This window comes from Streptomyces sp. WAC00040 (assembly GCF_056835925.1).
On the sequence record NZ_JAKQZE010000001.1, the window covers coordinates 1,457,502 to 1,477,757 of the forward strand.

Genomic DNA, 20,256 nt, shown 5'->3' on the forward strand with positions numbered 1-20,256 from the left:
AAGTTGGAACTCAAGCCGGCAAGGCGAGTTCGTTACTTCAGAACTAACACAGTGGACGCGAGCAACTGAGGACAAGCCCTCGGCCTATTAGTACCGGTCAACTCCACCCCTTACAGGGCTTCCATATCCGGCCTATCAACCCAGTCGTCTACTGGGAGCCTTACCCTCTCAAGGAGGTGGGAGTCCTCATCTCGAAGCAGGCTTCCCGCTTAGATGCTTTCAGCGGTTATCCTTTCCGAACGTAGCCAACCAGCCATGCCCTTGGCAGGACAACTGGCACACCAGAGGTTCGTCCGTCCCGGTCCTCTCGTACTAGGGACAGCCCTTCTCAAGACTCCTACGCGCACAGCGGATAGGGACCGAACTGTCTCACGACGTTCTAAACCCAGCTCGCGTACCGCTTTAATGGGCGAACAGCCCAACCCTTGGGACCGACTCCAGCCCCAGGATGCGACGAGCCGACATCGAGGTGCCAAACCATCCCGTCGATATGGACTCTTGGGGAAGATCAGCCTGTTATCCCCGGGGTACCTTTTATCCGTTGAGCGACGGCGCTTCCACAAGCCACCGCCGGATCACTAGTCCCGACTTTCGTCCCTGCTCGACCCGTCGGTCTCACAGTCAAGCTCCCTTGTGCACTTACACTCAACACCTGATTGCCAACCAGGCTGAGGGAACCTTTGGGCGCCTCCGTTACCCTTTGGGAGGCAACCGCCCCAGTTAAACTACCCATCAGACACTGTCCCTGATCCGGATCACGGACCCAGGTTAGACATCCAGCACGACCAGAGTGGTATTTCAACGACGACTCCACCTGAACTGGCGTCCAAGCTTCACAGTCTCCCACCTATCCTACACAAGCCGAACCGAACACCAATATCAAACTGTAGTAAAGGTCCCGGGGTCTTTCCGTCCTGCTGCGCGAAACGAGCATCTTTACTCGTAGTGCAATTTCACCGGGCCTATGGTTGAGACAGTCGAGAAGTCGTTACGCCATTCGTGCAGGTCGGAACTTACCCGACAAGGAATTTCGCTACCTTAGGATGGTTATAGTTACCACCGCCGTTTACTGGCGCTTAAGTTCTCAGCTTCGCCACCCCGAAGAGTGACTAACCGGTCCCCTTAACGTTCCAGCACCGGGCAGGCGTCAGTCCGTATACATCGCCTTACGGCTTCGCACGGACCTGTGTTTTTAGTAAACAGTCGCTTCTCGCTGGTCTCTGCGGCCACCCCCAGCTCACCGAGTAAATCGGATCACCAGTGATGGCCCCCCTTCTCCCGAAGTTACGGGGGCATTTTGCCGAGTTCCTTAACCATAGTTCACCCGAACGCCTCGGTATTCTCTACCTGACCACCTGAGTCGGTTTAGGGTACGGGCCGCCATGAAACTCGCTAGAGGCTTTTCTCGACAGCATAGGATCATCCACTTCACCACAATCGGCTCGGCATCAGGTCTCAGACTATGTGTGAGGCGGATTTGCCTACCCCACGTCCTACACCCTTACCCCGGGACAACCACCGCCCGGGCTGGACTACCTTCCTGCGTCACCCCATCGCTTACCTACTACAAGTCTGGTTCGTCGGCTCCACCACTCCGACCTCGTCCGAAGACTCAGCCGGCGGCTTCACGGACTTAGCATCGCCTGATTCGATATTGGGCGTTTCAAAGCGGGTACCGGAATATCAACCGGTTGTCCATCGACTACGCCTGTCGGCCTCGCCTTAGGTCCCGACTTACCCTGGGCAGATCAGCTTGACCCAGGAACCCTTAGTCAATCGGCGCACACGTTTCTCACGTGTGTATCGCTACTCATGCCTGCATTCTCACTCGTGAACCGTCCACAACTCGCTTCCGCGGCTGCTTCACCCGGCACACGACGCTCCCCTACCCATCCCAGCGGGCGTTGGCCCTCATGCTGGAATGACACGACTTCGGCGGTACGCTTGAGCCCCGCTACATTGTCGGCGCGGAATCACTTGACCAGTGAGCTATTACGCACTCTTTCAAGGGTGGCTGCTTCTAAGCCAACCTCCTGGTTGTCTCTGCGACTCCACATCCTTTCCCACTTAGCGTACGCTTAGGGGCCTTAGTCGATGCTCTGGGCTGTTTCCCTCTCGACCATGGAGCTTATCCCCCACAGTCTCACTGCCGCGCTCTCACTTACCGGCATTCGGAGTTTGGCTAAGGTCAGTAACCCGGTAGGGCCCATCGCCTATCCAGTGCTCTACCTCCGGCAAGAAACACACGACGCTGCACCTAAATGCATTTCGGGGAGAACCAGCTATCACGGAGTTTGATTGGCCTTTCACCCCTAACCACAGGTCATCCCCCAGGTTTTCAACCCTGGTGGGTTCGGTCCTCCACGAAGTCTTACCTCCGCTTCAACCTGCCCATGGCTAGATCACTCCGCTTCGGGTCTAGAGCGTGCAACTCGATCGCCCTGTTCGGACTCGCTTTCGCTACGGCTTCCCCACACGGGTTAACCTCGCTACACACCGCTAACTCGCAGGCTCATTCTTCAAAAGGCACGCAGTCACGACTGCATGTGCAAGCACATACAGCGACGCTCCCACGGCTTGTAGGCACACGGTTTCAGGTACTATTTCACTCCGCTCCCGCGGTACTTTTCACCATTCCCTCACGGTACTATCCGCTATCGGTCACCAGGGAATATTTAGGCTTAGCGGGTGGTCCCGCCAGATTCACACGGGATTTCTCGGGCCCCGTGCTACTTGGGTGTCTCTCAAACGAGCCGCATGAATTTCAGCTACGGGGGTCTTACCCTCTACGCCGGACCTTTCGCATGTCCTTCGCCTATTCATACGGTTTCTGACTCGTCTCATTGCCGGCAGACAATGAAAGAGAGATCCCACAACCCCGTATGCGCAACCCCTGCCGGGTATCACACGCATACGGTTTGGCCTCATCCGGTTTCGCTCGCCACTACTCCCGGAATCACGGTTGTTTTCTCTTCCTGAGGGTACTGAGATGTTTCACTTCCCCTCGTTCCCTCCACACTGCCTATGTGTTCAGCAGCGGGTGACAGCCCATGACGACTGCCGGGTTTCCCCATTCGGAAACCCCCGGATCAAAGCCTGGTTGACGGCTCCCCGGGGACTATCGTGGCCTCCCACGTCCTTCATCGGTTCCTGGTGCCAAGGCATCCACCGTGCGCCCTTAAAAACTTGGCCACAGATGCTCGCGTCCACTGTGTAGTTCTCAAGCAACGACCAGCCACCCATCACCCCACCTGCAAGGTGAGTTCACTGGGGCCGGCATCCCGAAGGACGAGCAACGCTCGCACCCTCAGACACCCAACAGTGTGCCCGGCCCTCTCGCCGTCCCCGAGTCCGTGTTCCACGCCGAAGCAGTACTGACAGACCAGAGATGGTCAAGAGTGCCGAATAATCAACGTTCCACCCATGAGCAACCGTGCGAGTCATTCGCTCGCAGTCGGCCATGTGCTCCTTAGAAAGGAGGTGATCCAGCCGCACCTTCCGGTACGGCTACCTTGTTACGACTTCGTCCCAATCGCCAGTCCCACCTTCGACAGCTCCCTCCCACAAGGGGTTGGGCCACCGGCTTCGGGTGTTACCGACTTTCGTGACGTGACGGGCGGTGTGTACAAGGCCCGGGAACGTATTCACCGCAGCAATGCTGATCTGCGATTACTAGCAACTCCGACTTCATGGGGTCGAGTTGCAGACCCCAATCCGAACTGAGACCGGCTTTTTGAGATTCGCTCCGCCTCACGGCTTCGCAGCTCTTTGTACCGGCCATTGTAGCACGTGTGCAGCCCAAGACATAAGGGGCATGATGACTTGACGTCGTCCCCACCTTCCTCCGAGTTGACCCCGGCAGTCTCCTGTGAGTCCCCATCACCCCGAAGGGCATGCTGGCAACACAGAACAAGGGTTGCGCTCGTTGCGGGACTTAACCCAACATCTCACGACACGAGCTGACGACAGCCATGCACCACCTGTATACCGACCACAAGGGGGGCACCATCTCTGATGCTTTCCGGTATATGTCAAGCCTTGGTAAGGTTCTTCGCGTTGCGTCGAATTAAGCCACATGCTCCGCTGCTTGTGCGGGCCCCCGTCAATTCCTTTGAGTTTTAGCCTTGCGGCCGTACTCCCCAGGCGGGGAACTTAATGCGTTAGCTGCGGCACCGACGACGTGGAATGTCGCCAACACCTAGTTCCCAACGTTTACGGCGTGGACTACCAGGGTATCTAATCCTGTTCGCTCCCCACGCTTTCGCTCCTCAGCGTCAGTAATGGCCCAGAGATCCGCCTTCGCCACCGGTGTTCCTCCTGATATCTGCGCATTTCACCGCTACACCAGGAATTCCGATCTCCCCTACCACACTCTAGCCTGCCCGTATCGAATGCAGACCCGGGGTTAAGCCCCGGGCTTTCACATCCGACGCGACAAGCCGCCTACGAGCTCTTTACGCCCAATAATTCCGGACAACGCTTGCGCCCTACGTATTACCGCGGCTGCTGGCACGTAGTTAGCCGGCGCTTCTTCTGCAGGTACCGTCACTTTCGCTTCTTCCCTGCTGAAAGAGGTTTACAACCCGAAGGCCGTCATCCCTCACGCGGCGTCGCTGCATCAGGCTTTCGCCCATTGTGCAATATTCCCCACTGCTGCCTCCCGTAGGAGTCTGGGCCGTGTCTCAGTCCCAGTGTGGCCGGTCGCCCTCTCAGGCCGGCTACCCGTCGTCGCCTTGGTAGGCCATCACCCCACCAACAAGCTGATAGGCCGCGGGCTCATCCTTCACCGCCGGAGCTTTCAACCGCAGACCATGCGATCCGCAGTGTTATCCGGTATTAGACCCCGTTTCCAGGGCTTGTCCCAGAGTGAAGGGCAGATTGCCCACGTGTTACTCACCCGTTCGCCACTAATCCCCTCCCGAAGGAGGTTCATCGTTCGACTTGCATGTGTTAAGCACGCCGCCAGCGTTCGTCCTGAGCCAGGATCAAACTCTCCATGAATGTTTACCCGTGATCGGGTGCACATCCGAAGAGCGGAACAACCGGTCGGAATAAGACCGGTCGTTCACAGCGTCCTCGCTGTGATTGCCACCCCGCAAACGGGATGGACTTTTTCAAAGGAACCTCGACCATCCGAAGATGGACGGGGTATCAACATATCTGGCGTTGATTTTTGGCACACTGTTGAGTTCTCAAGGAACGGACGCTTCCTTTGTACTCACCCTCTTCGGGCTTTCCTCCGGGCGCTTCCCTTCGGTCTTGCGTTTCCGACTCTATCAGATCTTTCCGATCCGATTTCCTCGGTGTGCTTTCCGGCCTTTCGGCCTTCCGGCGGTTCCGACTCTATCAGACTCTTTCGGGCCTGATTCCCGGTCAGCGGGAGTTGTCTTCCCGGCTGTTGGGCCGTTCCGACGCTCAAACTCTAGCGGATTTCCCGGGCGGCTCATAATCGAGCTTTCGAAATAAATTTCGGCATGCCGAAATTCATCCCGGCTGGGAGATGGTGCTGAGTTTGGTTGCCGCGTTCGCGGCGGGATGGCTGTCGCAGAACCGTTCCGGCCCCGTGACAACTCGAAGAACCTTACGGATCGCAGAGGTCCATGTCAACTCTGCCCCGCGACCCGGCTAATCCAGGTCGGTGAGCCGCCCGCCGGCGTCCGGCTGGTCGTGTTCCACGCGGCGCAGCACGCGGATGAGCAGCTCGCCGAGGACCGCCCGCTCGTCGCCCGAGAGGTCCTGGAGCAGGTCCTCCTCGAAGTTCGTCGCCATGCGCATCGCCTCGAGCCACTTGGCCCGGCCCTCATCCGTCAGCTCGACGATCACACGTACCCGGTTGTTCTCGTCGCGATCACGGGTGACCAGGCCTTCGCCGGCCATGCGGTCGATGCGGTGCGTCATCGCGGCGGGGGTGAGTCCCAGACGCTTGGCGAGTTCACCGGGCCCCATGCGATAGGGGGAGCCCGAGAGCACCAGGGTCTTCAGGACTTCCCACTCGGTGTTGCTGATGCCGAGGTCGGCGACCTGGCGGCCGTACGCGACGTTCATCCGGCGGTTGAGCCGGCCGAGGGCGGAGACCACCTTCTCGACCTGCGGGTCGAGATCGCCGAATTCGCGCTGGTAGGCGGCGATCTGCTCGTCGAGGCTCGGCTCGTGCGGGCCGGACGGCAGAGAGGCCTCGGGGGTCTCGGTAGGCATGCGCCGAAGTATGGCACGGCACTCGTTGGCATTGAAGTCCTTCAATGTGTACTCTTCAGCATTGAACTTTAGTGTTGAAGTCTTCAGGGTTCAGTTTTACGGACTCGAGGAGCTTCTCGACCAGAAGCAGGTGAGTGTGACCAAGGCGAAGGGTGCAGCGATGCGCCGGATCCAGGCGGGGAACGCGCTGAGCGCGTTCGGGCTCGGCTTCACCGTTCCGTACCTCTACGTCTATGTGGCGCAGGTGCGCGAGCTGGGCGCGAGCACGGCGGGTGCCGTACTCGCGGTCTTCGCGATGGCCGCGCTCGTCGCTCTGCCCTTCACCGGGCGGATCATCGACCGCCGGGGGCCTCTGCCCGTGCTCGTGGCCGCCGCCGTGCTCGCCTCCGCGGGAGCCGTCGGCATGGGTCTCTCCAGCAGCATCCCGGCAGTCGTCCTGTCAGCCGCGCTGCTCGGCGCCGGTACGGCCGTGATGCAGCCGGCGCTCGCCACGATGATCGTCTGGTGCTCGGAGACGGCGACCCGCACCCGCGCCTTCGCCACACAGTTCTTCCTGCAGAACCTGGGACTCGGCCTCGGCGGCCTGATCGGCGGACACCTCGTCGACGAGAGCAGGCCGGCGAGCTTCACCCTGCTGTTCGGTATCGAGGCAGCCATGTTCCTCGTGCTCGCGGCGATCGCCCTGACCGTGCGGCTCCCCCACTCCCCCACGCTCCACGACTCGCGTCCCTCCGGCGCGGAGGCCGGTGCCAAGGGCGGCCTGCGGGCCCTGCTCGGCCACCGGGCCATGGTGCAGCTGCTCGTCCTGGGCTTCGTCCTCTTCTTCGCCTGCTACGGCCAGTTCGAGTCGGGTCTGGCCGCATACGGCACGGAGGCCGCCGGTATCGAGCCCGCCACCCTCGGCACGGCCCTTGCGGCCAACACCGCGGTCATCGTGCTCGCGCAGTTCCTGGTGCTGCGGTTCGTGGAGCGGCGCAGGCGCAGCAGGGTCATCGCCTCGGTCGGGCTCATCTGGGCCGTGGCCTGGCTGACGGCCGGCTACGCGGGCCTCGGCCACGGCAGCCAGGCCATGGCGACGGCCGCGTTCATCTCGACGTACGCGCTGTTCGGCCTCGGGGAGGCGATGCTCTCGCCGACCGTGGCGCCGCTGGTCGTGGACCTGGCGCCGGAGGCGATGGTCGGGCAGTACAACTCGGCGTTCGCGCTGGTCAAGCAGCTCGCCTTGGCGGTCGGCCCGGCCGTCGGCGGGCCGATGGGCGCCGCGCTGCACGGCCCGTACATCGTGACGTTCGTGCTGTTCTCGCTGTCGGTCACGGTGCTGGCGCTGCGCCTGGGCAAGCGGCTCACCCCGGTGCAGGACCGACCGTCGCTGGCGGCAAGGACCCGCGTGGTCGCCGTGCACAAGCCCGAGGAAGCAGTCGCCCCCGCCCACTGAGGCCCCGGGCCCGCGGTCTTCAGCGCGGAAGGGCGAACTCGCACCAGACCGCTTTGCCGCCGCCAGGGGTGCGCCGGCTCCCCCAGGACGAGGCGATCGTCGCGATGATTGAGATCCCGCGGCCCGCCTCGTCCTCCGTCTCGGCGCGGCGGCGGCGCGGAAGATGGTCGTCCCCGTCCGTCACCTCGACGATCAGACGGCGGTCGGTACGGCGGAGTCTGAGCCGCATGGGCGGGGTGCCGTGCTGGAGAGAGTTGGCCACCAGTTCACTGACGGCCAGCACACCGAGGTCGTGCAGCTCCGGCGAGAACCGCCACGAGGCGAGGACCCCTGACGCGAAGGCCCGGGCACGCGGCGCCGCCTCGATACCGCCGAGCAGGTCCAGGGCGGCGTTGTGGAACAGCTCGGCGTCCGCCCCCTTCCTCGTCGGGTGCTGAAGCACGAGCACGGCGACGTCGTCGTCGTGCTCCGCGGTGACGCCGAGGGAACGGATCAGCCGGTCGCAGACCACCTGCGGGCTGCCGGTCGCCCCGGACAGCGCGCGCTCCAGCGCGGCCACGCCTTCGTCGATGTCCTCGCCACGGCGTTCCACGAGGCCGTCCGTATAGAGGACGGCGGTGGAACCGGGCGGCAGGTCGATGGCGCCCGAGGTGTGCAGCCAGCCGCCGGTGCCGAGCGGCGGTCCGGTCGGTTCCGCCGCCTTGTGGACCGTACCGTCCTCGTCGCGTACGAGGATCGGCAGATGGCCTGCGGAGGCGTACACGAGCCGGCCCTCGTTCGGGTCGTGAACGGCGTACACGCAGGTGGCGATCTGGCTGGCGTCGATCTCGGAGGCCAGGCCGTCCAGCAGCTGGAGGACCTCGTGCGGCGGAAGGTCGAGACGGGCGTAGGCACGGACCGCGGTCCGCAGTTGACCCATGACGGCGGCGGCGCGCACGCCGCGGCCCATCACGTCTCCGATGACGAGCGCCGTGCGTCCCGCGCCGAGCGTGATCACGTCGTACCAGTCGCCGCCTACCGCGGCGTCGATGCCGCCGGGCTGGTAGGTGGCGGCGAAGCGGAGGTCGTCGGGCTGTTCCAGTTCCTGCGGGAGCAGCGAACGCTGAAGCGTCACGGCCGTCTCCCGATGCCGGCGCTCGCTGGCCCGCAGACGCTCCGCCGCCTCCGCGTGGTCGGTGACGTCGGCCGCGAAGACGAACACGCCCTCGGTCTCCTTGCTGCCGTCCGCGCGCTCCGCGGGCAGACAGGTGATCGTGTACGACCCCTCGCCCCGCCGGGCCGACTCCCCACCGCCCTGGATCCTGCGGGACTTGACCGTGCGCGGCTTGCCGCTGCGCAGCACCTGGTCCATCAGCGGCAGCAGGCCCAGCTCCGTGAGCTCGGGGCACACGTCGGCGGCAGGCGATCCTGCCGGACGCGGCCCGAAGGCGGCGGCGTAGGCGTCGTTCACGTAGGCGATGCGGTGCTCGGAGCCGTAGACGAGCGCGACGAGCGCGGGCAGGCGCCCGAGCATCTCCGGTACGGAGAAGTCTTCCAGCGCCGGGACGTCGGGCGGGGGCTCGGAGTGACCGTACTCGCCGCGGGCCGCGGGCACGGAGCCCTCGGACCGCTGCGCCGGGGAGAGCCCTCGGTCGGTTCCCCGCGCCGCGGCGCGGCGCTGCGTACCGGGGAGCCTGGCGCTCCAACGCGTGAAGTTCACTGACTTTCTAGCCTCAATGGGATCGTCGCCAAGGGTCACTCTGTGCAGGTGTGAGCCCACCTATGGTCACACGTCAAGTGTGGCCGACCGGACTGACAGTCGTCTTTCCCGAGTTGCCGAACCGCCGTCAGGTCCCCGTGGGACCGTCGGGTGATCCGTCGGCCGACTGCTCCTTGGGCCCTTCCTTCTGGCCTGCGGACGGCTGCTCCTTCGAGCCGTTCGCCGGTCGTCCGCCTCCCGCCGCGAGTTCGAACTCGGCGCGCGGGTGTTCCAGCGAGCCGAGAGAGACGATCTCACGCTTGAAGAGCCCGGAGAGGGTCCATTCGGCCAACACTCGTGCCTTGCGGTTGAAGGTCGGCACCCGGCTGAGGTGGTAGGCCCGGTGCATCAGCCAGGCCGGATAGCCCTTCAGCTTGCGCCCGTAGACGTGCGCGACGCCCTTGTGCAGGCCGAGGGACGCGACGGATCCCGCGTATTCGTGCGCGTAGTCCTGCATGGGCGCGCCGCGCAGCGAGGCCACGAGGTTCTCCGCGAGCACCTTGGTCTGGCGTACGGCGTGCTGGGCGTTGGGCGCGCACTCGGCCCCGGGCTTGTCGGACGTCAGGTCCGGGACGGCCGCGGCGTCACCGGCGGCCCAGGCGTGGTCGACACCTTCGACGGAGAGACGGGCCGTGCACTTGAGCCGGCCCCGCCCGTTCAGGGGCAGGTCGGTGGCGGCGAGGACCGGGGCGGGCTTGACGCCTGCCGTCCACACGAGCGTCCGGGTGGGGAAGCGGGAGCCGTCGCTCAGGACGGCGACACGGTCCTCGCAGGAGTCGAGGCGCGTCTCCAGGCGTACGTCGATGTTCCGGGCGCGCAGCTCACGTACGGCGTACCGGCCCATCTGCTCGCCGACCTCGGGGAGGATGCGCCCCTGTGCCTCGACGAGGATCCACTTCAGGTCCTCCGGCTTGATGTTGTGGTAGTAGCGGGAGGTGTAACGGGCCATGTCCTCGAGCTCGGCGAGGGCTTCGACACCCGCGTAGCCGCCGCCGACGAAGACGAAGGTCAGGGCGGCGTCGCGGATGGCCGGGTCCCGGGTCGACGAGGCGATGTCCATCTGTTCGATGACGTGGTTGCGCAGGCCGATCGCCTCCTCGACCGTCTTGAAACCGATGCCGAAGTCGGCGAGGCCGGGGACGGGAAGGGTGCGGGAGATCGACCCGGGCGCGATGACCAGCTCGTCATAGGTGATCTCGACGGCGCCGGCACCCTCCTCCTCGGTCGCGAGAGTGCTGACGGTGGCCGTGCGCTTCGCGTGGTCGACGGCCTTGGCCTCGCCGATCACGATGGTGCATCTGTCGAGAACACGGCGGAGGGGGACCACGACATGGCGTGGGGAGATGGAACCGGCCGCGGCCTCCGGGAGGAACGGCTGATACGTCATATAGGGGTCGGGCGTGACCACGACGATTTCCATCTCGCCACGCGCCAGCTCGGGCTTCAGCTTCCGCTGGAGGCGCAGCGCGGTGTACATCCCGACGTAACCGCCGCCGACGACGAGAATGCGTTTGCGCGGCGGGGTGCCGGGGGTCGTGCCCCGGGTGTTTGCAGCCTTCACCATCCCATGAGGCAACGGCCTCGGGACTTTGTCCACAGGCCCGGCAAATTGTGTGACCGGAAGACGGCTTCCGGCGGCTCCGCGCCCAGCTCGGGGCAAAAAGGAAGCCACGCAGGTCAGACATGGTGGTCGGGTCGGGGTCCCGGGGCGTAATAGGGAACCTTCCGGCCCTTGCTCCGATCGGGGGGCGCTCCGTGCGGAAGTACCCCCTTCTGAATTGACTCGGGCTCAACTATGTTCGTACTCGGTCGGGGTGTCTGGTCACGACATGCCCGGCGGACAGCGGGGAGGTCTCCGGGGGGAGACGACATGACCGGGGGAACGCTCATGCATATTCAGGATTCGCATTGGCAGACTGCCGTCGCGCCGGCATCGGCGGCCGACGGCAATGGGAGCGGGCGCGAGGGATCGGGCGGGACCAGCCGCTCCGCACCGCTGCGGGTGGACGCGCAGCGCAATCTCGAGCACGTGTTGCGAGCGGCGCGCGAAGTGTTCGGCGAGCTTGGTTACGGCGCGCCGATGGAGGACGTCGCCCGGCGTGCGCGGGTCGGCGTGGGGACGGTGTACCGCCGCTTTCCCAGCAAGGACGTCCTGGTGCGCCGGATAGCCGAGGAGGAGACGTCCCGGCTGACCGAGCAGGCGCGCACCGCGCTCGGGCAGGAGGAGGAGCCGTGGTCGGCACTCGCGCGTTTTCTGCGCACGTCGGTGGCGTCCGGTGCCGGTCGTCTGCTGCCGCCGCAGGTACTGCGGGTGGGCGTCGACGGTGACGAACCGGCCGTCGTCACCGACACCGAGCCGCTGGACGACGCACGGGTGCCGCAGCAGCGGGCGGCGGCCCAGCCCGGGCTGCGTGTGGTGGCGCCACGACCGATGCCTACGGAGGAGCTGGACGACAGCGGTGCGGCGGATCTGCTGGAGGTGGTGGGCCGGCTCGTGGAGCGGGCCCGTGCGGCGGGCGAGCTTCGGGGTGATGTGACCGTGGCGGACGTGCTGCTGGTGATAGCCACCCCCGCACCTTCGCTGCCCGACGCCGCACAGCAGGAGGCGGCCTCGGCCCGGCTGCTGGACATTCTGCTCGAGGGCCTGCGCCCCAGGGCGGTGTGATTGCTGCCCGCACGTCAACACGCCGTACCCGTACGCCTGCCGCAGTGTGCCTCTTACGGGTGAGGCAGAGGACCGGATCCGTGGAAGTTTCCCCGGACGGGTGGTTGCCGTACGGAGGGGTTCGGCGTAGGGCCGCTGTGTGACACGCTTGCCCGGTGTTCGGGTCTGTAGGTGCTTACGGGGGCTTCCGCGATGAGCGGTGACGGGCGGGACAAGTCGCTCAGCCGTGCGGCCGGGCCGGAGGCGGACGAGCTGTCCGCCTCCCAGGTGCCCAGCCAGGGCGGCCGAGGTGATTCCCGGGGCGGGGCGGGACCGGCCGGCGCGGCGGGGCAGGCGACGGCCAGTGCGCCGGACGTGTCCAGGACGCTGTCCGCCGAACCTGCGGAGTCGCAGGGCCACTACGCTGTGCCGCAGCAGCGGGCGGCCGGCGGTCACGGGTCGGTGCTACCCCCGCCCCCCGAACTGCCACCGGCAGACGCAGAATTGATTCTGCGCATGCGGGACGGCGACGACAGCGCGTACGAGGAGTTGTTCCGCCGCCACGCGACCGCCATACGGCGCTATGCCCGCACCTGTTGCCGGGACGCCGACACCGCCGACGACCTGACCGCGGAGGTCTTCGCCCGGACACTGCAGGCGGTGCGCGGCGGCGCCGGGCCCGAGCAAGCCGTACGCGCCTACCTGCTCACCACGGTCCGGCGCGTCGCCGCGATCTGGATGAAGACCGCGAAGCGGGAGCAACTGGTCGAGGACTTCGCGGCTTTCGCCGCGGAGGCGGCCCGCAGAGCCGACGCGTCGAACGAGGACACCCTCGACCTCGGCGCGGACGTACGGGCGATGCACGAGGCGGAACGGTCACTCGCCATGCAGGCGTTCCGGTCACTGCCGGAGCGCTGGCAGGCGGTGCTGTGGCACACCACCGTCGAGGAGGAGTCGCCGAGGGACGTCGCATTGCTCTTCGGGCTGACCGCCAACGCGACCGCGGTGCTCGCGAGCCGGGCCCGCGAAGGCCTCAAGCAGGCCTACCTCCAGGCCCATGTGAGCACGGCGCTCACCACGGGCGGCGACTGCGCGCGCTACGCGGACCGGCTGGGCGCGTACGCCCGCGGCGGTCTGCGCATGCGGGCGGAACGCGGGCTTCGCAAGCACCTGGACGAGTGCGTCAAGTGCCGGCTCGCCGCGGGTGAACTGGCGCATGTCAACGCAGGCATTCCGGCGCTGCTGCCGGTCGCGATGATCGGCTGGTTCGCCGCGGGGTACTCCGTCAAGGCCGCAGGCATCGTGGCGGCCGGCGCCGCGGGCGCCGCAGGAGCCGGAGCGGCGGCCGCCACCGGGAGCGCCGCCGGTGGTGCCTCGGGCGGTGCCGCCGCCGAAGGACTCGGGGCCCCGGCGAAGGCGGGCATCGCGGCGGCCGTCGCCGCGGTCGCGGCCGCCGGACTGATCTGGGCGCTTTTCGGTGACCCGCGACCGGTCCCGGATCCTGTGGCGAAGCCGCCGGTCGCCCAGCCCGTCGTACCGACGCCCGTGCCCGAGCAGGAGCCGCCGGCACCGCCCGCGCCGAATCCGCCGGCGGTCGTCGAACCTGTGGCCGCGCCGGAGCACGAGCCGGCACTTCCGAAGACCACGCCGTCGAAGCCGAGCCCCACGCCGGAGCCGCCGCCTTCCCCGACGCCCACACCCGCTCCCACGCCGTCGCCCACACCCACGCCTCCCACGCCGTCGCCCACACCCACGCCTCCGCCCCCCGCGCCGAAGGTCTACCAGGTGAACCGCCTGGAGTACGGGACCTTCGGCGACCACACGGGCCCGGAGGTCCGGCTCGGCGGGAGCAGCTGGCTGTGGCAGCGCTCGTCCATGTCCATCGGCGGCATGCAGTACGCGCACGGGGCGACCGCGCACGCCAAGTCGTCCATCACCATCGACCTCAACCGCCGGTGCACCACGTACGAATCATTCGTCGGCATCGACGACCTGACGCGCGGCCTGGGCATGGGCGCGGTGCGCTTCTCGGTGTACGGGGACGGGACGCGGCTGTGGAGCTCCCCCGTCGTCCGCAGCGGCGAACCGGCGGTCCCGGTCCACGTGCCCATCACCGGCCGCAGCACCATCCGCCTGGTGGCGGAACCGGAGACCCTACGGGACCAGGTCGCGCTGGCGGACTGGGCGGAGTCACGCATCACCTGCGAGTAGGGGGCGGGCGTGGCCGCTGCGTGGCTCGACCGCTGCGCGGGGCCGTTTCTTCACCCCGCCCCTTCCCGGAATCTGGGCGAGCCCCGGGCCCCGTAGGGCCTTCGGCCGGGCCCTCGATCGCCGGGTGGGCTGGGATTTCACAGAGCGAATCCAGCCCGCCCGGCGATCGAGGCGCGGTATCGGGTCCGGGCAGAGCCCGGTTTCGGGAAGGGGCGGTGCAGGGGAACAGCCCACCGCTGGCGGCGCGCAGCCGCCCCCTACGACTGCAGCGTCGGCCGCCGCGGCACCCCGCCCGCCACCGCTCGCTGCCGCGGCGCCGCCGTACCCGTCCAACACGTGCCCCGGCGCGACAGCAGCCTCCGCAGCCACAGTTCTGTAGAGACCAGGTCCGCCAGCCCGTCCAGTGGCACGGGCTCGCCCTCGGACGCCGCCCGGAGCGCACCGCGGACGACGCGTGCCTCGATGAGGCCCGCGTCCGCGAGCAGCGGGGCGTCGAAGAGGGCGATCAGGTGTGGCAGCGCCGACCGTAGTCCCGTGCGGGCCGCCGCGGCGGACGAGGCGTGCGTCGGGGAGCCCCAGCCGGGCGGCAGATCGTGGATGCCGGCGCCCGCGAGGACCGTGCGCAGTACGGCGGCCCGAGCGCCCGGCTGGACTCGGAGCGATTCCGGCAGGTCCCGGCAGGCCCGTACGACCTGGTTGTCCAGGTAGGGCGCGTGCAGACGCTGGCTGCGTACCTCCGCGGCCTGTTCCAGGATCCGGTGGTCGAAGGCGTGGCGGGCGAGCGCGGCCCGCGCCCGTGTCTCGCCGGGCCGTTGGACCGAAGTGGGCCGGGTCGCCGCCTCCGTCAGCCGAACCGATACTTCAGCGAGCGCCTCCCCGGTGAGCCAGCGCGCCGCGGGCCCGGGACGGGACCACGCCAGCGCCGCAAGTGACGCGCCCACCGCGCCGTTGCGCAGGGCGGGACCCGGCCGGTTGGCGAGGAGCAGGTCGCCGGCGGCCGCCTCGAGACCGGTGCGGTAGGGCGTTCGGGCCAGTCTGCGGGCCGCCCGGTACACGGTGAGCGGGACGAAGAGGGACTGGGAGGAAGGCCGTTCGGAGCGGGCCAGGGCGGTGACCGGCCGCAACAGGTGGCGTCTGCGCCGGTCCAGCAGCAGGTCGGCCAGCCGCGCCGGATGTGCGTCCAGCACCTGCCGCGCGCCCGCTCCGGTGAAGTGGTCGGCGCTGCCGGCGGCCAGCCGGCTCCGATGGCGCTCCGCGGTCACCAGGGACGGTGCGGGCTCGTCGGTCAGGGGGCCGGAGTCGAGATTCGCGTACGGCAGTCCTTCTTCTCCGGCGGCGACCACGACATGGTGCAGGCGTGGGTTGGCAGCGATGAGGCGGGCCCGTTCCAGCTCGGGCTCGCGCAATTCGTGTCCGCCGGTGGCCAGGTCGTTGAAGGTGACGGCGAGCAGCCGTTCACCGGCGCCGGTGCCGTGTCCGAGGACCGTGCCCGGTACGCCGGGCAGTCCGGCCGCGAGCAGGGCGAGGGTGCTGGAGGCGCTGCCCCCGGAGAGGTCGGCGCCGATCCCGGGCGTCGGTGCGCCGCGGGCCGCGCGGCGTTCGGCGGGGCCCATCCCGGGGACGGGCCCCGGGTCGGGCGGCATGGTCTCGGGCGCGTGCCGGGGCGCGGTCAGCCTGGCGCGCACGGCCTCGACGAGTGCGTCGCGTACACCGTCGATGGCGCGGGCGGCCTCGACCTGCGGGGCGGCGACGGCGAGCGAGGCGACCGGCTCGTATCCGGTGATCTCCCGTGAGCCCTCCCGCAGGATCAGCGCGTGCCCGGGCGGGATGCGTTTCACTCCGGCGTACGGAGTGGAGTCGCGCAGCGCCTCCGGCGACTCGGGGCAGGCCAGCAGGGCGGCCAGGTGTCCGATGTCGAGCTGGGCCTCGATGAGGTCGGCCAGCGGCAGGGCGGCGGTCGCGTACGCCGTGCCGTTCGCCCATGGGGTGTAGAAGACGGGGCGGGCGCCGGCGAGGTCGCCGACGACGGTGATGCGGCGGCCGACCTGGACGACGACGGTGTAGCTGCCCGCCCATGCGGTCAGATGCCTCAGTGCGCCGCCGCGCGCCGCGAACAGTCCGACCCGCAGCTGTTCGTCGCTGGCGACGCAGCAGCCGAGGACGGCGAGCCGGGTCACGGTGGGCGCCTGGCCGTTGCCCGGGGTGGCGTAAGGCCGTTGGTGCGGTTCGGCGGTGATGATGCGCACCTCGTCGGGTCGCCAGTCCCCGACGGCCCACAGCGGGTCCGGGTCACCCCACAGGAGTTGGGCCCCGACGGGATGCAGTGTGCGGCCCTCTTCGGAGGCTCCGACGGCGCCCGCCGTGCCGAAGTTCGCGGCGATACTGCTCCACCCCACCAGCCACCGCATCGCCGCCTCCCCAACATTGCCGGACATCGCCGAAGCCGTTCGGGAACATGCTGCCACGAAGGAGGCACACGCGAAGGGCTCCCGGTAGCGCGTGCAAAAACGGAACACCGCGGCGGCGGTGGCGATTTGCCGACGGTGCGGGAGCCGGTTCCGAGGCGGTCGGAGGGCCGGGCGAGCCTCGGGAGAGGCCCGCGGACAGGCGTCATTCAGCCATTTTCCGGGCGGCGTCAGCGTGACAGTTTGACCGCAACACATGGACCGGGAGGCGTAGTTCGCCTCCCGGGCCCTGTCCGCCGCCCGCGGGGATTGAGGCGGCGGTGTCCCCCAGCCCGCTGGTTCCAGTACGCAGCGGGCCGACCCACGCAGCACTCATGGAAGCGCTCCCGTCTCCGACCGGCCAGAGCGCACGGACGGGCGCACGGCCACACGGCGGGAGCACGAGGGCGTACGGGCGATCACCCGTACGGACAACAATCCCGCCATAGGGAAGTTGGCCCCTTAACGGTCGGGATGCGGCGAACTACGCTGTGTTTGCTGCTGTTCTCCACAGGCGCGCATATTCCGCAGGGCACGGCCACATGATTTTGCAGCCGGGACCGGTCGGGAGGGGGTGCTGCGAACCGGGAGAACCCAGCACGAATGCCGTGCGCGGGCCGTGCGCGGCAGCCGTCTGCGTGTCGAGGGGTGGCGCATGTCCAGGGAGCAACGCGGGCCGAACGAAAAGCTCGGCACGGTTCTCGCCCTCGCGGGAATCAGCAACGCGGGCCTCGCGCGGCGGGTCAACGACCTCGGCGCGCAGCGTGGTCTGACCCTCCGCTACGACAAGACTTCGGTGGCGCGGTGGGTGTCCAAGGGCATGGTGCCGCAGGGCGCCGCACCTCATCTGATCGCGGCCGCCATCGGCGCCAAGCTGGGCCGTCCGGTGCCGCTCCACGAGATCGGACTGGCCGACGCCGACCCGGCGCCCGAGGTGGGACTGGCGTTCCCGCGCGATGTCGGCGAAGCGGTGAAATCGGCCACCGAACTGTACCGGCTGGATCTTGCGGGCCGCCGTGCCGGCGGCGGGGGCATCTGGCAGTCCCTGGCCGGATCGTTCGCAGTGAGCGCTTACGCGACGCCCGCCTCCCGTTGGCTGATAACCCCGGCCGACGCGTCGGTCGAGCGGCTGTTCGACGCCACCGGCGGCTCGTCCCTCTCCTCCGACCCCTCTTCCCGTTCCCCGGAAGTTCCCGACGGCACGGAGATCGCGGACGCTGTCGACACGCCCGCCCGCGTGGGCCACAGCGACGTCGCGAAACTCCGGGAGGCGGCGGAGGACGCCCGCCGCTGGGACTCCAAGTACGGGGGCGGGGACTGGCGTTCGTCGATGGTCCCCGAGTGCCTGCGCGTCGACGCCGCACCCCTGCTCCTCGGCTCGTACTCGGACGAAGTGGGCCGGGCCCTCTTCGGCGCGACCGCCGAACTGACCCGGCTCGCCGGGTGGATGGCCTTCGACACCGGGCAGCAGGAGGCCGCACAGCGCTACTACATCCAGGCGCTGCGCCTGGCCCGCGCCGCCGCCGACGTGCCGCTGGGCGGATACGTGCTCGCCTCCATGTCGCTCCAGGCGACGTACCGCGGCTTCGCCGACGAGGGCGTCGACCTGGCCCAGGCGGCACTGGAACGCAACCGGGGACTCGCCACCGCCCGCACCATGAGCTTCTTCCGGCTGGTGGAGGCCCGCGCCCACGCCAAGGCGAACGACGCGGCGGCCGCGGGCGCGGCCCTCAAGGCCGCGGAGGGCTGGCTGGAGAGGTCGAGGGAGGGCGACGGCGACCCGTCCTGGCTGGGCTTCTACTCGTACGACAGATTCGCGGCGGACGCGGCCGAGTGCTACCGCGACCTGAAGGCGCCGCGGCAGGTGCGGCGCTTCACGGAGCAGGCACTGTCCCGCCCCACGGAGGAGTACGTGCGCTCGCACGGACTGCGGCTCGTGGTGTCCGCGGTGGCCGAGCTGGAATCGGGCAATCTGGACGCTGCCTGTGCGGCGGGCACCCGCGCGGTGGAGGTCGCGGGCCGGATCTCGTCAGCTCGGACCACGGAGTACGTACGGGACCTGCTGCACCGGCTCGAGCCGTACGGCGACGAGCCGCGGGTCATGGAGCTGCGGGAGAGGGCCCGCCCGCTCCTCATGACACCTGCCTGACGCCCTCACGGCACCCCCGGCGACGCCGGCGGCGGTTCCCGCGTGGAAGTCGGGCGTGTCTCCCGCGTGTCGACTGGTTTGAGCGCGTTGTCAGCGGGCCAGTGCACTATCGGGGTGGGAGGTGACGCGGTGAGGGCGTCCGGGCATGACTTCGACTGCGATGTGCTGGTGGTCGGCGGCGGCATCGTCGGCCTGTCGACGGCGTACGCCCTCTCGCGCTCGGCCCCGGGCACGGGAGTGACGGTCCTGGAGAAGGAACAGGGCCCCGCCCGGCACCAGACGGGCCGCAACAGCGGTGTGATCCACAGCGGGATCTACTACCGGCCCGGGTCCCTGAAGGCCCGGTTCGCCGTGCACGGCGCCGCCGAGATGGTCAAGTTCTGCGCGGAGTACGGCATCGGTCACGAGGTCACCGGCAAGCTGATCGTGGCGACGGACAGGGAGGAGCTCCCACGGCTCCACGCCCTGGTCCAGCGCGGCCGGGAGAACGGCATTCCGGTGCGCGAGCTGGGTCCGGCGCAGATCAGTGAGTACGAGCCGGAGGTCCGCGGCCTCGCCGCGATCCATGTGGCGACGACCGGCATCTGCGACTACGGGGCGGTGGCCGCACAGCTCGCGACGGCATCCGGTGCGGACGTGCGGTACGGCGAGGAGGTCACCGCCGTCGACCGCCGCCCTTGGGGCGTCGCGGTGCGGACACGCTCGGGCACGGTCGTACGGGCCCGGGTACTGGTCAACTGCGCCGGGCTGCACTGCGACCGGGTGGCCCGGCTCGCGGGCGACGACCCGGGGATGCGGATCGTCCCGTTCCGCGGGGAGTACTACGACCTGGCCCGCCCCGGTCTCGTCCGCGGGCTGGTCTACCCGGTGCCCGACCCGGCGTTCCCGTTCCTCGGCGTCCACCTCACCCGGGGCATCGACGGCGGCGTCCACGTCGGCCCGAACGCCGTGCCCGCGCTGGCACGCGAGGGCTACAGCTGGTCGGCCGTCCGGCCCCTGGACCTGGCGGGCACGCTCGGCTGGCCCGGCTCCTGGCACATCGCCCGCCGGCACTGGCGGTACGGGGCCGGGGAGCTGCGCCGCTCGATGTCCAAGCGGGCGTTCACGTCGGCGGTACGGCGACTGCTGCCGGCGGTTACGGAGGACGACCTGCACCCGGCACCGGCGGGCGTGCGCGCGCAGGCGGTGCTGCGCGACGGGACGCTCGCCGACGACTTCCTGATCCGGGAGGCCCCGCGGACGGTACACGTCCTGAACGCCCCCTCTCCGGCGGCGACGGCGTCGCTCCCGATCGGCCGCGAGGTCGCCCGCCGCGCGCTCACCGCGCTGTCGCCCTCGCTTCCCCGCACCGCCCGGTGACGCGACCGGACCGCTGGGCCCCCGCCTCGCCCGGAGCGTCACGGACCGGCCCGCGCCACTTCGTGACCTGACCGCTCCCGC

9 protein-coding genes and 2 rRNA genes are annotated in these 20,256 nt (G+C 68.3%); 5 read left to right on the top strand and 6 right to left on the bottom strand.

Annotated features, from left to right (window positions below; all coding sequences use genetic code 11):
- Positions 1 to 67 precede the first annotated feature (67 nt).
- The 3 genes from MDN94_RS06665 to MDN94_RS06675 form a co-directional block, all read right to left on the bottom strand.
- Positions 68 to 3,192 (bottom strand): 23S ribosomal RNA (locus tag MDN94_RS06665).
- A gap of 281 nt (positions 3,193 to 3,473) precedes the next feature.
- A 16S ribosomal RNA gene (locus MDN94_RS06670) occupies positions 3,474 to 5,001 on the bottom strand.
- Together the 16S and 23S rRNA genes form the textbook arrangement of a ribosomal RNA operon.
- 624 nt (positions 5,002 to 5,625) lie before the next feature.
- On the bottom strand, positions 5,626 to 6,195 hold the full coding sequence (locus MDN94_RS06675) for a MarR family winged helix-turn-helix transcriptional regulator (RefSeq protein ID WP_482725011.1): 570 nt from the start codon (positions 6,193 to 6,195) through the stop codon (positions 5,626 to 5,628).
- Positions 6,196 to 6,331: 136 nt separating this feature from the next.
- Between MDN94_RS06675 and MDN94_RS06680 the strand changes: the two genes are divergently transcribed.
- Positions 6,332 to 7,630 (top strand): MFS transporter, encoded by a 1,299-nt coding sequence (locus tag MDN94_RS06680; RefSeq protein ID WP_482725012.1) that lies wholly within the window; start codon positions 6,332 to 6,334, stop codon positions 7,628 to 7,630.
- 19 nt (positions 7,631 to 7,649) lie between these two features.
- Here the strand turns inward: MDN94_RS06680 and MDN94_RS06685 are convergent, their stop codons facing one another.
- On the bottom strand, positions 7,650 to 9,329 hold the full coding sequence (locus MDN94_RS06685; RefSeq protein ID WP_482725013.1) for an ATP-binding SpoIIE family protein phosphatase: 1,680 nt from the start codon (positions 9,327 to 9,329) through the stop codon (positions 7,650 to 7,652).
- Between the two features lie 127 nt (positions 9,330 to 9,456).
- Entirely contained in the window at positions 9,457 to 10,932 is a 1,476-nt protein-coding gene (locus MDN94_RS06690) for an NAD(P)/FAD-dependent oxidoreductase (RefSeq protein ID WP_482725014.1), read from the bottom strand.
- A gap of 324 nt (positions 10,933 to 11,256) precedes the next feature.
- Here MDN94_RS06690 and MDN94_RS06695 point away from each other — a divergent pair, with 324 nt between their 5' ends.
- A complete protein-coding gene (locus MDN94_RS06695) occupies positions 11,257 to 12,033 on the top strand; it encodes a TetR/AcrR family transcriptional regulator (protein ID WP_482725015.1) in 777 nt (258 codons plus the stop codon).
- A 192-nt stretch (positions 12,034 to 12,225) separates the two neighbouring features.
- Entirely contained in the window at positions 12,226 to 14,223 is a 1,998-nt protein-coding gene (locus MDN94_RS06700; protein WP_482725016.1) for a sigma-70 family RNA polymerase sigma factor, read from the top strand.
- Positions 14,224 to 14,480: 257 nt separating this feature from the next.
- Here the strand turns inward: MDN94_RS06700 and MDN94_RS06705 are convergent, their stop codons facing one another.
- The gene (locus MDN94_RS06705) at positions 14,481 to 16,631 is read right to left on the bottom strand and encodes an asparagine synthase-related protein (RefSeq protein ID WP_482725017.1); all 2,151 of its coding nucleotides are present in this window, start codon (positions 16,629 to 16,631) and stop codon (positions 14,481 to 14,483) included.
- A gap of 691 nt (positions 16,632 to 17,322) precedes the next feature.
- Between MDN94_RS06705 and MDN94_RS06710 the strand changes: the two genes are divergently transcribed.
- Positions 17,323 to 18,816 (top strand): NsdA family TPR-like regulatory protein, encoded by a 1,494-nt coding sequence (locus tag MDN94_RS06710; RefSeq protein WP_482725018.1) that lies wholly within the window; start codon positions 17,323 to 17,325, stop codon positions 18,814 to 18,816.
- A gap of 129 nt (positions 18,817 to 18,945) precedes the next feature.
- Positions 18,946 to 20,175 (top strand): L-2-hydroxyglutarate oxidase, encoded by a 1,230-nt coding sequence (gene lhgO / locus MDN94_RS06715; RefSeq protein ID WP_482725019.1) that lies wholly within the window; start codon positions 18,946 to 18,948, stop codon positions 20,173 to 20,175.
- Positions 20,176 to 20,256 lie beyond the last annotated feature (81 nt).

Coding starts and splice junctions, on each gene's coding strand:
- MDN94_RS06705 (WP_482725017.1), bottom strand. CDS start 16,631: ATGCGGTGGCTGGTGGGGTGGAGCAGTATCGCCGCGAACTTCGGCACG.
- MDN94_RS06710 (WP_482725018.1), top strand. CDS start 17,323: ATGTCCAGGGAGCAACGCGGGCCGAACGAAAAGCTCGGCACGGTTCTC.
- MDN94_RS06695 (WP_482725015.1), top strand. CDS start 11,257: ATGCATATTCAGGATTCGCATTGGCAGACTGCCGTCGCGCCGGCATCG.
- MDN94_RS06700 (WP_482725016.1), top strand. CDS start 12,226: ATGAGCGGTGACGGGCGGGACAAGTCGCTCAGCCGTGCGGCCGGGCCG.
- MDN94_RS06690 (WP_482725014.1), bottom strand. CDS start 10,932: ATGGTGAAGGCTGCAAACACCCGGGGCACGACCCCCGGCACCCCGCCG.
- MDN94_RS06675 (WP_482725011.1), bottom strand. CDS start 6,195: ATGCCTACCGAGACCCCCGAGGCCTCTCTGCCGTCCGGCCCGCACGAG.